The following is a 13,118-nucleotide window of genomic DNA, read 5'->3' on the forward strand; positions in this document are numbered from 1 at the left end:
GTTGAAGGCTTCACCACGTGATCCGAGAGAACGCGACCGCGTCCGTCGCCGTGCCGCCGAAGGCGGCGGACTGCCGGCCGACCTCCTGGGAGCGGCGGCTGCGCCGCTTCGGGTACGTCGAGCGGCCGCGTACGTCCACCCGCGACCGCCTGGTGGTGCCGTTTCCCGAGCCCGGGTCGCGGCTGTGGCGCTCGCTCGGGCTGTCCCCGGTGGCGGCGGCCAGGCTGGCGCGCTGGTCGGGGTGGGCCGGCCCGCTGCTCGTGGCCCTGGTTGCCGGACTGCTGCGCCATTGGGAGCTGGGCAGCCCGCGGGCGGTCGTATTCGACGAGACGTATTACGCCAAGGACGCCTGGGCGCTGCTGCAGCACGGCTATGAGGGCGCCTGGCCGGCCGACCGTGCCGCCATCGACAAGCTGATCCTCGCGGACCCGAAGCGGATCCCCCTGGGCACCGACCCGTCGTTCGTGGTCCATCCGCCGATGGGCAAGTGGGTCATCGCGCTCGGCGAGTGCGCCTTCGGGCTCAATCCGATCGGCTGGCGCTTCATGGTCGCGTTGCTGGGCACGGCGTCGGTGCTGATGCTGTGCCGTATCGGGCGGCGGCTGTTCCGTTCCACGGCTCTGGGGTGCCTGGCCGGCGTGCTGATGGCGGTGGACGGGCTGCACTTCGTGATGAGCCGCACCGCGCTGCTGGATCTGATCGTCATGTTCTTCGTGCTGGCGGCGTTCGGCGCCCTGCTGATCGACCGGGACAGGGCGCGCGCCCGCCTGGCCGACGCGTTGCCCGAGAGTGGTCGCCCTGACGCGGATACGGGCGCGACGACACCGCTCGGATGGCGGCCGTGGCGGATCGCGGCCGGGGTACTGCTGGGCCTGGCCTGCGCGACCAAGTGGAACGGCATGTTCTGTCTGGCCGCGTTCGGGACCATGGCGGTGCTGTGGGACGTGGGCGGGCGGCGGGTGGCCGGGGCCTGGCACCCGTACCGCGCGATGCTGCGGCGTGACGCGGGTCCCGCGTTCCTCTCCCTGGTCCCGGTGGCGTTCGTGACCTATGTGGCCTCCTGGTCAGGCTGGTTCGCCACCGGCAACGGCTATTTCAGGCACTGGGCCGACGGCCGGGGCGGTACGTGGTCGTGGATCCCGGCGCCGCTCCGCAGCCTGTGGCACTACCAACACCAGGTCTACGACTTCCACGTCCACCTCACGCAGGATCATCCCTACCAGTCGACCCCGTGGAGCTGGCTGGTGCAGTCCCGCCCGGTGTTGTACTTCGCCGAGTCGTCCGAGTTCGGCCAGAGCGGCTGTACGGCGTCGGGCGGATGCACCCGCCAGATGTTGGCGTTGGGCACTCCGATGTTGTGGTGGACTGCGTGCTGCGCGCTGGTCTATCTGCTCTACCGCTGGGCGCTGCGCCGCGACTGGCGGGGCGGGGCGATCCTGTGCGGTGCCGCGGCCGGATACCTGCCGTGGTTCCAGTACCAGCAGCGCACGATCTTCAACTTCTACGCGGTGGTTTTCGTCCCGTTCCTGTGCCTGGCGGTGGCGATGCTGCTCGGCGCCCTCCTCGGGCCGCCGGGCGCGTCGGAGGGCCGACGCACGGTCGGGGCGGTCGGCGCGGGCACGCTGGTCCTGCTCATCCTGTGGAACTTCATCTACTTCTTTCCGATCTACACCGGGCAGGTCATCCCGGTGGAGGCATGGCGCGACCGGATGTGGATCCCTACCTGGATGCCGCCGTTGTGACTTCGGCTCTTCAGGCCGTCGGCCGACCTGCGGACACTGGCCGTTGGTTGTGCCATCAGGCCATCTGCTATGGCCCACGGACGGTGTGGCACGTTCAGCCGGCCGTTCTTCCTGTCGATCGAGTTCCGCCCGCCATCTCGTCGGACCGGGTTGGTACGCAACCGGCACTCTTTTCTCGGTAGGGAAGGCCGCTGGACCTCCCTGCCACTCCGGCTGACCGTCAGAAGTCCACGGGCGCGCAGGGTGTAGGCCAGCTCCTTCGGGTGGGACCGGGGTGCGGTGGCGGGATATGCCCGAGGTGACTCGACGAGTGGCTGTGGCACCTACTGCCGACAGAGGCTAGTTCAGTGCCTTGCGGACGGCGGTCAGAATGGCTTCGGTGTCGGCGCCCAGAGCGCGGGCGGCTGAGGTGAAGTCCCGTGCCAGCGTGGCGAGTTGGCCAGGGTGGGCATGCTTCCGTTCGGGCGGGGGCGCCGCGACCCGGGTGCCCGCGCCGCGTCGGGTGCGGATCAGTTCGGCGGCCTCCAGCTCGCGGTAGGCGCGGGCCACGGTGCCGGGTGCAAGGCCCAGGTCGGCGGCGAGCTGACGCACGGTCGGCAGGCGCTCGTCCTCGGCCAGTCGGCCGGTGACGATCAGCGCGGCGAGCTGGGCGCGGATCTGCTCGTACGGCGGTACCGGGCTGGTGGTGTCGACGCGCACGGCGAGTGCAGTCATCGTCGTGCGGTGCGGGGCACCACTACGGTGAACAGGGACCATGCCAGGGTGATCAGGGACAGCAGGCCCAGGGGGTAGATCGCCAAGGAGGTGATGGTGCCCATCATCATGCCTGCGCAGTTACTCTGCGTCAGGTAGGTCTGGATCATCAGAACGACGAGCGACAGCTGGGTCGAGACCAGCACTCCCCAGGCTGCGATGATCGCCCACGAGCGGTCGCGTCGCTGCTGGTCGTCGCCCGCACGGCGGGCGACACGGCGCAGGGCCCAGACGCAGGCGACCGTGCCGAAGGCGAGAGAACCGAGGATCTGGCTGCCGTGGAACATGCCGGGCCAGAGAATGACGGGGGGTTCGGTCCCGTCACAGCCGTCATGCGCCCCGATCGCCCGGTTCATGGCGTCCTGGGTGCCCAAGGCATCCCCCGCACCCACCAGCGCGACGAGGGATACCGCCTGGAGGAGAAGCAGGAGAGTGATACGGGGCGGCACGTGGTCTCGGACCCGCCGTGGGGTGAGACTGGCGGTGCGTACCGCGTCTCGAGGGTGGGGGGTGAGGGTGTCGCCGAGCAGGACGCCGCCCACCGCGCACAGGCCGAAAGCGGTCACGAAGCTCACCAAGGGCACGCCGGCGTCGAAGGCGCTGAGTGGGTAGTTGGTGATGTCTACGGTGGCCCATAGCGGTGCGGCCACGACGCCCACAGCCAGACCGGCCCAGCGGGCGTAGTGGTCGGCGCGGGCGCGGAGGCGGGATTCGGGCCGGTCGGTATCGAGCATATGAAGACCCCAGTAAGTGATGACGGCTGCGCGGCCTGCACCGGCGGTGGCGGACCCTGCCTGCCGCAAGCCCTGCTTGTATCGAGTGGTAAGTACAAGATGCCCCGCGGTGGAATCTTGTGTCAATGACTCGATACAAGTTGGTGAGGGCCATGCCCAGCACTTCACAGGCACGCCCCAGTCGGAGCGTGGGCAGGTTGGTATCGCCGCGGGTATGTCGCGGTTACAGGTGGGGCAGGCGCCGCTCCAGACCTTTAGGGCGGGCAGCCGGACGCGGACCTTCTGCAGTACCAGGACGAACTGCGGGCTGTCGGCGGCCTGGCCAGCGGTCACCACGATCGCCAGTGGACGGCACTTGCGGTCGGCGGCGAGGTGGACCTTGCAGGTCAGCCCGCCCCGGGACCTGCCGAGCAGGGCGTGCTTCAGGCGGGCCCGACGTCTGCGCCGGACGCGTCGTCGTTCCTCCCGTCCGGGATCGTTCTCGTCTCCCTGCCCGCTTTGTTCCTCGTGGCCGCCCCGTTTGACCCGGCCTGCTCCTGTTCCCGGCGCCCTTCTTCAGGGCTTCCATGACCTCCTGTCCGAGATCGTCCTGGCCAACCCCGACACCGCATGACGCGACCCGCCGTCGCTCGCGTCGCTGACGGCAGGGTTGTCGTGCGCGCCGGAAAGCCGCACAAGGAGCGCGGTCGGCGAGACCGGCCAGTCCGAGGACGCCGACGAGCAGGTTGGCCGGCGGCAGTACGCCGACGTCGTGCGTTAACTCCGTGACCGGGGTTCCGGGGCCGACGGCCACGGCGACCAGCAGCCCGGCCCGGTCCCGACCGCCTCGGCAGCGACCAGGCCCTCGCGTGCGAGCACCGCGAAAGTGGTCTGCGGTGGCGCCGACCACGACGGAAGAAGGGGTTATGGACGGGGTCTGCGGGCGTGGAGGACGAAGGCCGGGGGTGTGTTGCGCCATATGGTGCGGCCGGAGACGACTTCTTCGAAGCGGTCGGCCAGCAGGTCGCGGAACCGGCGGGCGGGGCTGAGAGGAACGGCGTGGAGGTAGGTGAACGCGGTGAAGGCACCCGCAGGGGCGAGCACCGTGGCTGTCGCGTCCAAGAGCCGATGTTGGGTGGCTGGGGAAAAGAGTGCCCAGGGAAGACCGCTGACCACCACGTCGGCCCTCTCGATGCCGCGCTCGTCCAGCAGATGGCGCAGGTGTACGGCGTCGCGCTGGATCACCTCCGCCGCCGGGTGGCGGTGGCGCAGGCGCTGGGCGAGGAGTGGATCGATCTCGACGGCCAGGTGGCGGCCGCGTCCGCCGAGCCGGCGTTGGATCTCGGCGGTGAACGGTCCGGTGCCGGCACCCAGTTCCACCACGACGGGCTCGCCCCGTTCGGGCACCGGGGCGCAGACCGCCTCGGCCAGGTGCCGCGAGCTGGGGGCGATGGCCCCCATGCGGGCTGGTGAGCGCACCCACTGCCGCAGGAACAGGGTGTAGTCGTTCGGCTCCTGCGAGGGCCTGTGGAGACGGCAGTGCCGGGCAGCACGGGGCGCGGGGCTGATGGTCATGTCGATGCCTTTGTCGGGGAGTGCGGGTGGGCGATCGTGTCGGCGTGAGCGGGCGAGGGCTGTGGGGTCCCGTTGGTGGCGCGGTGGCCGGGTTCTGCTGAGGGTGGAAGGACTGGAAGGGCGACGTCGGCCGTGGCGGACGCGGCACCTTCTACGGAACTGCGCCTCCTGGCTGGCTGCTGACCAGGGATGCCTGCTACCGGGAGGTGGCCGAACCGCTCGCCGTCGGCCACACCCGCCCGCGGAAGCGATCGACCTGATCTTCGAGGCGATGGCGGCTCACGCACGCACGCGAGCGCGGCTTTCGCGGATCACCGTTCATGGACGGGCCGCCGAGCACTGCGCGGCCCGGTGGCGTCCCACCGGGACTGAATTCCCACCCTCTTCAGGGAGCTGCTAACCCCGGCTCGCCCACTCCCGACTCTGCCCGAGCGGTGTTCGTTGCGACCGTGGCGGCCCGGATGGGCAAGTTGCCGTCGCGCAGGCGCCGCCCGCTGCGTCCGTTGTCCACTGCTATGAGTTCGGCGAGGACGGACAGGGCGCTCTCGGCGAGGGACGCGCCGCCGAGGTCGAGGCCCGCGGGGCCGGTGAGGCGGTCCAGTCCGGGGGCGTCGGCCAGGCGTTGCAGGCGCCCGGCGTGGGTGGTCCGGCTGCCGAGCGCGGCTATGTATGCGGCGGGGCCTGCCAGAGCGGCGCGGAGGGCGCGGTCGTCGATGCGCGGGTCATGGCTGAGTGTGACGACCGCATCGCGTGCGGCGAGCGGGTGGTGGGTGATCCACTCGTCGGGCCAGTCGCGGACGACTTCGGCGGTGTCGGGGAAGGCTCCGGAGGCGACATGGTCGGGTCGCGGGTCGAGGACGGTGACTTTGCGGTGCAATGGCTGGGCCAGGGTGGCCAGGACCGCGGCGAGGTCCGTCGCGCCCACCAGCACCAGCCGTGGCCGAGCCGCCAGCTGCTCGGTGAAAGCCGGTTCCTCGTCGGGCAGTTGGCCGACGGTGGGGGCTGTCGACCAGGGGTACGGCGGGTGCAACCCGACCCGCACGGCGAGCGGACGGTCCTCGGCCAGTGCCGCGGTGATGGCGGAGTGCACCGGCTCGGGCGGTGCGGGGGTGATGAGGACGCGCAGTTCACCGGCGCAGGCCGGTGCGTCCTCCCAGGGCATGAGGTGTTCACCGGGCGCCACGGCCGTCACGTGGGGTGCGGCGCCGGCCAGGACGGCGCGGGCCGCGTCCAGCACGATGCCCTCGACGCAGCCGCCCGACAGCGAGCCACGCCACGTACCGTCCCCGGAGACGGCCATGGTGGCCCCGAGCGGTCGTGATCCGGGGCCGTCGCGGCCGATCAGGCGGGCCAGTACGACGGGTCGGCCTGCCCGGTGGTGGGCGTCGACGAAGGGCCACACTTCGCGAAGCACGTGATCTCCTGTTCAGGTCCCGGACCGGGGCCGCGACGGCATCGGCCCGGGAGCCCTTTCCCGCGGACGGCTCAGCGTTGGTGGCATTGAGCCGAGAGGTGTAGCCATCCGGACCACGCCGGTTCGGATGGCCTGTGATCGGCCGGCCCGGCCGAAGCTCCGCGCCGCCGCGCGGGCCGGTCAGTACGGCCGGGGGCCGCCCGGTCCTGGGGTGCCGGACCCAACCCGGCCGCGACCTGCGAAGCCGCGAAGGCTGACCGCCCACACCACTTGGCGGGACGCCACCTCAGCGCTCGGGCCGTTCTTCCAGCACGCGGTCCGGACGGATGGGCAGGGTCCGCTGGCGTCGGCCGGTGGCGTGCCAGACGGCGTTCGCGATGGCGGCCGCGGTGCCGACGGCGCCGATCTCGCCGACACCCTTGATGCCGGAGGGGTCGTCGGGTTCGTAGTCGGGCACGAAGTCGGCTTCGATGTCAGGGACGTCGGCGTGTGCGGCGATGTGGTAGCCGGCGAAGTCCCCGTTGATGTGGCGGCCGGTGACCCGATCCCGTACGCCCTCTTCGTGCAGGGCCATGGACAGGCCCGTGACCATGCCGCCGACGAGCTGGCTGCGGGCCAGCAGCGGGTTGACGACGCGGCCCACGGCGAACATGCCCAGCAGGCGTCGTACGCGCACCTCGCCGGTGGCCGGGTCGACGGTCGCCTCGGCGAACACGGCGCTGTAGGAGTGCCGTTCCTTGGGCGGCAGTTGGCCGAGCGACTTGCTGGTCTCGGCCGAGACGGTCAGCGGCCGTGTCGGATCGTCGGACTGGGCGAGCAGCTTGTGCGCGGCCTCGGTGATGGCCCAGGACCAGGAGGTTGTTCCCCGGGAGCTGCCGGCGCTCCACGCGGGGCCGAGGTCGCTGTCCGCGATCAGCATGCGGATCCGCCCGGGATCGACCCGCAGGGCCTCGGCGGCCACCGCCGTCAGCGCGGTGCGCGCGCCCGTTCCGATGTCGGAGGCGCTTATGGCCACGGTGTACGTGCCGTCCGTCTCGGCGGTGATGGACGCCGAGGAGGGAAACGCGCCCGCCATGAACGACGTGGCCGCCAGCCCGCTGCCGACAAGGAGATGTCCCTCGCGGCGCGCCCTGGGGCGGTGGTCGCGTGCGGCCCAGCCGAACCTGCGTGCGCCCTCGCGCAAACAGGCGACGAGGTTGCGCCGGCTGAAGGGCAGGCCGGACACCGGGCCGACGGCGGGCTCGTTGCGCAGCCGGAGGTCGAGCGGATCCATGTCCAGCTGCTCCGCCACCTCGTCCATGGCGGATTCGAGCGCGAATGAACCAGGTACCGCACCTGGTCCGCGCACCGAGAACGGCGGCAGGATGTCGAGCGGGACCGCGGTGAGCCGGGTACGGATCGCAGGGGCCGAGTAGAGCGTCTTGGTGAGTTCGGTGCAGTGCTCGAGGAATACGGCGATCCGCGAGAGTTCGAAGGCCGGTGCGTGGTCGATCGCCCGCAGCCGGCCGTCCGCGTCGGCCCCGATCCGGATGCGTTGGTCGGTCGCCGGCCGCATCGAGATCGTCTGGAACACCTGGCTGCGGGTCAGGGTGACGCGGACGGGCCGCTCGAACAGCGTCGCGGCCATCACCGCCAGGATCAGGTGGGGCCCGCAATTCGTCTTGGAGCCGAAACCGCCGCCGACGTGCTCGGCCCGGATACGCACCTGCTTCGGGTCCAGGAAGAACAGCGTGGCCAGCGTCCGGGCGATCAGGAAGGGGCCCTGGTTGCAGTCGATCACCTGCAGGCGCCCGTCCTCCCACCACGCCGTCGCCGAGTGGGGTTCCATGGCGCTGCCGTGTTCCTCGGGCGTGCGGTACCGCTCGTCGACGACCACCGCGCTCGCGGCCAGTTCCGCGTCCACGTCGCCGACGTTCGCGTCCCCACCGAACGCCGGCAATGCCGGCTGGGACCCTGGGTGGTCGAGTGAGAAGTCCGTGTCGTGCGGTTCCTCGTCATACGACACCGAAAGCGCCAGAGCCGCCGCCCGGGCCTGCTCCGGCGTCTCGGCCACCACCAGCGCGATCGGCCGACCGGCGTGGGGGATCGTCTCGTCCTGCAGCAGTTGAAGGCCGCCGTCCGGACCGAACAACACCCCCGCCTGCGGGTTGAGCCGGGGCGCGGTGCGGTGGTCGATCACGCCCAGCACGCCGGGCATGGCCAGGGTGGCGGAGGTGTCGATGTCGCGGATGCGTCCGCGGGACACCGTGGAGGTGACGACCCAGCCGTGGGCCAGGTCGCTCATTGGCTGATCCGCCGCGTAGCGCACGCGGCCGGTGACCTTGGCAGTCCCCTCGATGCGGGGCCGCGCCATGCCGACGGCGCCCGGGGCGGGGGCCGTCGTGCCGGGCAGGTCGTCCGAGACGGGCCGTACTGCCGGTGCCGGGGATGTTCTGGTCGAGAACGCGTTCATGCGTGGATCTCCTTCAGGGCCTGTGACGGGACCGGTTCGTCACTCGGCCCGGTGGGCGAGCTCGGTCAGGACGGCCTCGATGAGGTTGCGGGCCAGCGTGACCTTGTAGGCGTTGTCGCGCAGCGGCCGCGCCGCCGACAGTTCCGCGTCGGCAGCGGCCCGGAAACGGTCGGCAGTGGCGGGGGCGTCCAGCAGGGCGGACTCGGCGACGTGGGCACGCCAGGGCCGTGAGGCGAGGCCGCCGAACGCGATGCGGGCGCCTTTGACGATGCCCTCCTGGACGTCCAGCGCGGCAGCGACGGACACGTTGGCGAAGGCGTAGGACGCGCGCTCGCGGACCTTGCGGTAGAGCGAACGCGGGGATGCCGCGGCGGCCGGCAGGGTGATCGCGGTGATCAGGGCGCCCGGCGGCAGCACCGTCTCCCGATGCGGAGTCTCGCCGACCGGCAGGTAGAACTCGTTCAGCGGGATCTCGTGGGTCCCGTCCAGGGTCTCGTAGTGCACGACCGCGTCGAACGCGGCCAGCGCCACGGTCATGTCCGAGGGATGGGTGGCCACACAGTGGTCGGACCAGCCGAGGATCGCATGGTTGTGGTGCTCTCCGGCGATCGCGGAACAGCCACTGCCCGGGCTGCGTTTGTTGCACGGCTGCGAGGGGTCTGCGAAGTAGCCGCACCGGGTGCGCTGCAGCAGGTTGCCGCCCACCGTGGCCATGTTGCGCAGCTGCCCCGACGCGCCCGCCAGTACGGCCTGGCTGAGTGCCGGATACCGGCGACGCACCTCGGGATGGGCCGCCGCGTCGCTGTTGGTGGTCGTCGCGCCGATGACGAGTCCGCCGTCGGGGGTCTCGCGGACACCGTCCAGCGGCAGGTGGCGCACGTCCACCAGCCGGGTGGGCGTCTCGATGCCGTCCTTCATCAGGTCGACGAGATTCGTTCCACCGCCGAGAAACTGGGCGCCGTCCTCCGCGGCGACCGCGGCGAGGGCGTCACGGACCTGCGTCGGCCGCTGATAGCTGAACTCCTTCATCCCGCCACCCCCTCGCGGGACGCCGTCTCCAGCACGGCGCGCACGATCGACGGGTACGCACCGCAGCGGCACAGGTTGCCGCTCAGGCGCTCGCGCACCTCCTCGGCGTCCAACTCCGGTGCAGGTCCGTCGGGTGAGACATCGGCGGTGACCGCGCTGGGCCAGCCCGCCGCGTGCTCGGTCAGCATTCCGACCGCGGAACAGAGCTGCCCGGGTGTGCAGTAGCCGCACTGGAAACCGTCGAACTGCATGAACGCCTGTTGCAGCGGGCGGAGTTCACCGTCGGGCGCGAGGCCCTCGACCGTCGTGACGTCCGAGCCGTCGGCGGCGACCGCCAGCGTCAGGCACGACACCACACGCCGGCCGTCCAGGAGCACCGTGCAGGCGCCGCACTGCCCGCGGTCGCAGCCCTTTTTCGGGCCTGTGTGGCCGGTGTCCTCACGGAGAGTGTCGAGCAGTGTGCTGCGATTGTCGACGTTCAAGCGGTGCGCCAGACCGTTGACGCGAATATGTATCTCGCTATGGGTTCCGTCCGTCATGCCGCTTGTCCTTCCGCAATGCACGAATCCTCGGAACAGCAGAGCCTCAGAGGCTCCAAACATTCAACCAGCCCGCTGGAGATTTGCTTTGCCCAAAAGTGGCGGAGGCTTGCACGATCCTCTTTGTGATCTCGCATGAGCCGTAAAGGTTTGTTTGCTGGACCGCTCCTCGCTCGTGATGCTTCAATCGGTCCATGCTGCTGGATGAAATCAGCACCCTGCTGGCCCGTCATGCCCGAGCGGACGGCACCTGCGCCATCGAGAGCGTGCTGATCGGCCGTGAGGAGTCGCACTCGCCGTCGGCCGGTCTGACCGGGACGGCCATGGTGTTGATCGCCCAGGGCGCCAAACGACTCGCACTTGGTGAACATACATACGAATACGGTGCGGGGCAGTACCTGGTCACATCCATCGCCCTGCCCGTGACCGGCCGCTTCACGGACGCCACACCGCAGCGGCCAGGGCTGGGCGTCTGCCTGATACTGCAGCCCTCGGACATCGCCGAGATGATGCTGCAGGCCGCTCCCGGCGCGTTTCCGCAGAACGACATCGCACCACCCGCCATCACCGTCAGTGACGCGTCCGACGAGCTCCTCGACGCCGCCGTGCGACTGCTGCGCCTGCTCGACCAACCACGCGACAGGGGCATGCTCGCCCCCCTCGTCAAAAGGGAGATCCTGTGGCGCCTGATCACCAGCGAGCAGGGCGCGACGGTTCGTCAGATCGGTCTCTCCGACAGCAACCTCTCCCATATCTCCAGAGCCGTGCAGTGGATTCGGGGAAACTACAGAGAGCCGTTCCGGGTGGACGACTTGGCGGAGCTGATCGGGATGAGCCCTTCCGCCTTCTATCGGAACTTCCAGGCCGCCACCCGAATGAGTCCCATCCAATTTCAGAAAAGGATCCGACTCCATGAGGCCCGGCTGCTTCTGGCGGCACATCCGAAAGACATCGCGCACATCGCAAACCTCGTGGGATACGACAGCCCGTCCCAGTTCAGCCGAGAGTACCGTCGCTTCTTCGGCGCGCCACCCAGTCAGGACGCGGTTCGCTTCACGGCGCGCTCAGCCGGCGGCAACGATTGACCGGCTGGAACACGAGGGCTGCGGGCGGAACACCTCTCGACCCCATCAGCAGACTCCGCGATCATCAACATGGACGCGGACCTCTCACCCGCCGGCCAGCTGCCTGACGACTGCCTCGGCAACTGCCCTGGCGCTGGACGGATTCTGACCGGTGATCAGAAGCCCGTCCTCAACGACATACGACGCGAACGGCTGGGCGGCCGTGCTGTAGTCGGTACCCAGCTTCTTCAGCTCTTCCTCGACGTTGTAGGGGACCGCCTCCGCCCGGTTCGCCAGCTCCTCTTCGGGCCACGAGAAACCGGTGACCCTCCTGCCCTTGACCAGAGGCTCCCCGTTGCTCAGGGTGACGTTGAGCAGGCCGGCCGCACCGTGGCAGACGGTCGCCACCACTCGGCCGGTCTCGTAGAACCGGGCGATCAGGCTTTCCAGGTCCGGGCTCTGAGGGAAGTCGAACATGACCCCGTGGCCGCCGGTGAGGTAGATGGCGTCGTAGTCGTCGACACTGGCGTCGGAGACCTTCATGGTGTCCGTCAGGAGGTTCATGAAGTCCCGGTCCAGGTAGCGCTTGCCGGTGCCCTGATCATCCAGCATCTGCCGCGTCAGGCTCTCCGGGTCGAGCGGGACCTTGCCACCCGATGGGCTCGCGATATCCATCGTGAACCCGTGCTCCTCGGCGAAGTCCCAGAAATGGGTCAGCTCCCCGAGCCAGAGTCCGGTCCTCAGGCCGACCTTCTGATACTCGTCGGCATTGGTGACAATGATGAGGATCTTGTTCTTGGCTGCCGGCATGGCATACCTCTATCTGTGGTTCGCCGCTTCATGGGGATTACGGCTTGATGGGGAGTACGGTCGGCGCCGATGAACAACGCTCAGCAGGGCCGGGGTCGCGCTGGGCTCCCGCTTTCCCACCGCCCACCACAGCAGGGCGACGTCAGAGGGTCAGGACGATCTTTCCGCGGGTGCGGCCCGACTGGCTGAGGCGCCACGCTTCCGCCGCCTCGGCCAGCGGCAGCGCGTGCTCAACAGGAACCGTGAGCTTGCCCGCGTCCGCCAGGTCGGCGAGGGCCGCCAGGTCGGCCGCGTCCGGGCGGACCCACACATAGTGTCCGCCCTTCGCCACTGCCTCGCCATCTGTGATCGACGCGACCCGGTCGCGCCTCTTGAGCAGCTGCTGCGACACATCGACCGCGCCGTCGCCGACGAAGTCGAGGGCCGCGTCCACGCCGTCGGGCGCCAGTTCCCGTACGCGGTCAGCGAGCCCGTCCCCGTAGGTGACCGGCTCCGCGCCGAGCTCGTGGAGGAAGCCGTGGTTGCGCTCGCTCGCGGTGCCGATCACGCGGGCGCCGAGCGCGACGGCGAGCTGCACGCCGAACGAGCCGACACCGCCCGCCGCGGCGTGAATCAGCACGGTCTCGCCCTTGCCGAGGCCCACCCGCTTGATGCTCTGGTAGGCGGTGAGCCCCGCGAGTGGCACACCCGCGGCCTGCTGCCAGCTGAGCGCGGCGGGCTTCTTGGCCAGGGTACGAACGGGGGCGGAGACCAGCTCGGCGTACGCCCCGTTCTGTGCCCAGTCCTTCCGCACGTAGCCGAAGACCTCGTCCCCAGCGGCGAACTCTCCGGCGTCGAAACCGACCCGTTCCACGACGCCCGCGACGTCCCAGCCGGAGATCAGTGGGAAGCGGACTTCCATGATGGGATCCAGGTGTCCGGCGGCGAGTTTCCAGTCGACCGGATTGACCCCGGCCGCCTTCACACGGACCAGGACCTCGCCGGGCGCCACCTTGGGATCGGGAAGGTCAATCAGCCGCAGGTCGTC

The 13,118-nt window shown here is 70.0% G+C and carries 11 protein-coding genes and 1 pseudogene; 2 read left to right on the forward strand and 10 right to left on the reverse strand.

Features of this window, described 5'->3' with window-relative positions:
* The first annotated feature begins 17 nt into the window (after positions 1–17).
* Entirely contained in the window at positions 18–1,742 is a 1,725-nt protein-coding gene (locus tag OG254_RS40240) for a dolichyl-phosphate-mannose--protein mannosyltransferase (RefSeq protein WP_405592224.1), read from the forward strand.
* 339 nt (positions 1,743–2,081) lie between these two features.
* Here the strand turns inward: OG254_RS40240 and OG254_RS40245 are convergent, their stop codons facing one another.
* From OG254_RS40245 to OG254_RS40280, 8 genes and pseudogenes are all read right to left on the reverse strand, one after another.
* Positions 2,082–2,456 carry a GntR family transcriptional regulator gene (locus tag OG254_RS40245; RefSeq protein WP_405592226.1) on the reverse strand — a complete coding sequence of 125 codons (375 nt, stop codon included), beginning with the start codon at positions 2,454–2,456 and terminating at the stop codon, positions 2,082–2,084.
* Positions 2,453–3,229 carry a hypothetical protein gene (locus OG254_RS40250; RefSeq protein WP_405595482.1) on the reverse strand — a complete coding sequence of 259 codons (777 nt, stop codon included), beginning with the start codon at positions 3,227–3,229 and terminating at the stop codon, positions 2,453–2,455. The genes OG254_RS40245 and OG254_RS40250 overlap by 4 nt, the downstream gene beginning before the upstream one ends.
* Positions 3,230–3,487: 258 nt before the next feature.
* Positions 3,488–3,786, reverse strand: a pseudogene (locus OG254_RS40255) (hypothetical protein); the annotation flags it as partial.
* 346 nt (positions 3,787–4,132) lie between these two features.
* A complete protein-coding gene (locus OG254_RS40260; RefSeq protein WP_405592228.1) occupies positions 4,133–4,783 on the reverse strand; it encodes a class I SAM-dependent methyltransferase in 651 nt (216 codons plus the stop codon).
* Positions 4,784–5,168: 385 nt separating this feature from the next.
* Positions 5,169–6,197, reverse strand: a complete 1,029-nt coding sequence (locus OG254_RS40265; RefSeq protein WP_405592230.1) for an XdhC family protein — start codon at positions 6,195–6,197, stop codon at positions 5,169–5,171.
* 286 nt (positions 6,198–6,483) lie between these two features.
* On the reverse strand, positions 6,484–8,649 hold the full coding sequence (locus OG254_RS40270) for a xanthine dehydrogenase family protein molybdopterin-binding subunit (protein WP_405592232.1): 2,166 nt from the start codon (positions 8,647–8,649) through the stop codon (positions 6,484–6,486).
* A 39-nt stretch (positions 8,650–8,688) separates the two neighbouring features.
* Positions 8,689–9,678 (reverse strand): FAD binding domain-containing protein, encoded by a 990-nt coding sequence (locus OG254_RS40275; protein WP_405592234.1) that lies wholly within the window; start codon positions 9,676–9,678, stop codon positions 8,689–8,691.
* The gene (locus OG254_RS40280; protein ID WP_405592236.1) at positions 9,675–10,217 is read right to left on the reverse strand and encodes a (2Fe-2S)-binding protein; all 543 of its coding nucleotides are present in this window, start codon (positions 10,215–10,217) and stop codon (positions 9,675–9,677) included. Before OG254_RS40280 ends, OG254_RS40275 begins: the two co-directional genes overlap by 4 nt.
* 194 nt (positions 10,218–10,411) lie before the next feature.
* On the opposite strand from OG254_RS40280, the gene OG254_RS40285 reads away from it, so the two are divergent.
* Complete coding sequence (locus OG254_RS40285; protein ID WP_405592238.1) at positions 10,412–11,302, forward strand: AraC family transcriptional regulator N-terminal domain-containing protein; 891 nt, start codon at positions 10,412–10,414, stop codon at positions 11,300–11,302.
* Between the two features lie 84 nt (positions 11,303–11,386).
* Here OG254_RS40285 and OG254_RS40290 read toward each other — a convergent pair whose 3' ends face one another.
* Positions 11,387–12,091: a type 1 glutamine amidotransferase domain-containing protein gene (locus OG254_RS40290; RefSeq protein ID WP_405592240.1), complete on the reverse strand. Its 705-nt coding sequence runs from the start codon at positions 12,089–12,091 to the stop codon at positions 11,387–11,389.
* A 142-nt stretch (positions 12,092–12,233) separates the two neighbouring features.
* Entirely contained in the window at positions 12,234–13,082 is an 849-nt protein-coding gene (locus tag OG254_RS40295) for an NADP-dependent oxidoreductase (RefSeq protein ID WP_405592242.1), read from the reverse strand.
* Between the last annotated feature and the right edge of the window lie 36 nt (positions 13,083–13,118).

This window comes from Streptomyces sp. NBC_01092, assembly GCF_045039535.1.
Lineage (GTDB): Bacteria > Actinomycetota > Actinomycetes > Streptomycetales > Streptomycetaceae > Streptomyces.

What these genes read in the sequence shown, in the direction of transcription:
- OG254_RS40270 (WP_405592232.1), bottom strand. Translation starts at nt 8,649, where the DNA reads ATGAACGCGTTCTCGACCAGAACATCCCCGGCACCGGCAGTACGGCCC.
- OG254_RS40250 (WP_405595482.1), bottom strand. Translation starts at nt 3,229, where the DNA reads ATGCTCGATACCGACCGGCCCGAATCCCGCCTCCGCGCCCGCGCCGAC.
- OG254_RS40280 (WP_405592236.1), bottom strand. Translation starts at nt 10,217, where the DNA reads ATGACGGACGGAACCCATAGCGAGATACATATTCGCGTCAACGGTCTG.
- OG254_RS40285 (WP_405592238.1), top strand. Translation starts at nt 10,412, where the DNA reads ATGCTGCTGGATGAAATCAGCACCCTGCTGGCCCGTCATGCCCGAGCG.
- OG254_RS40260 (WP_405592228.1), bottom strand. Translation starts at nt 4,783, where the DNA reads ATGACCATCAGCCCCGCGCCCCGTGCTGCCCGGCACTGCCGTCTCCAC.
- OG254_RS40290 (WP_405592240.1), bottom strand. Translation starts at nt 12,091, where the DNA reads ATGCCGGCAGCCAAGAACAAGATCCTCATCATTGTCACCAATGCCGAC.
- OG254_RS40275 (WP_405592234.1), bottom strand. Translation starts at nt 9,678, where the DNA reads ATGAAGGAGTTCAGCTATCAGCGGCCGACGCAGGTCCGTGACGCCCTC.
- OG254_RS40245 (WP_405592226.1), bottom strand. Translation starts at nt 2,456, where the DNA reads ATGACTGCACTCGCCGTGCGCGTCGACACCACCAGCCCGGTACCGCCG.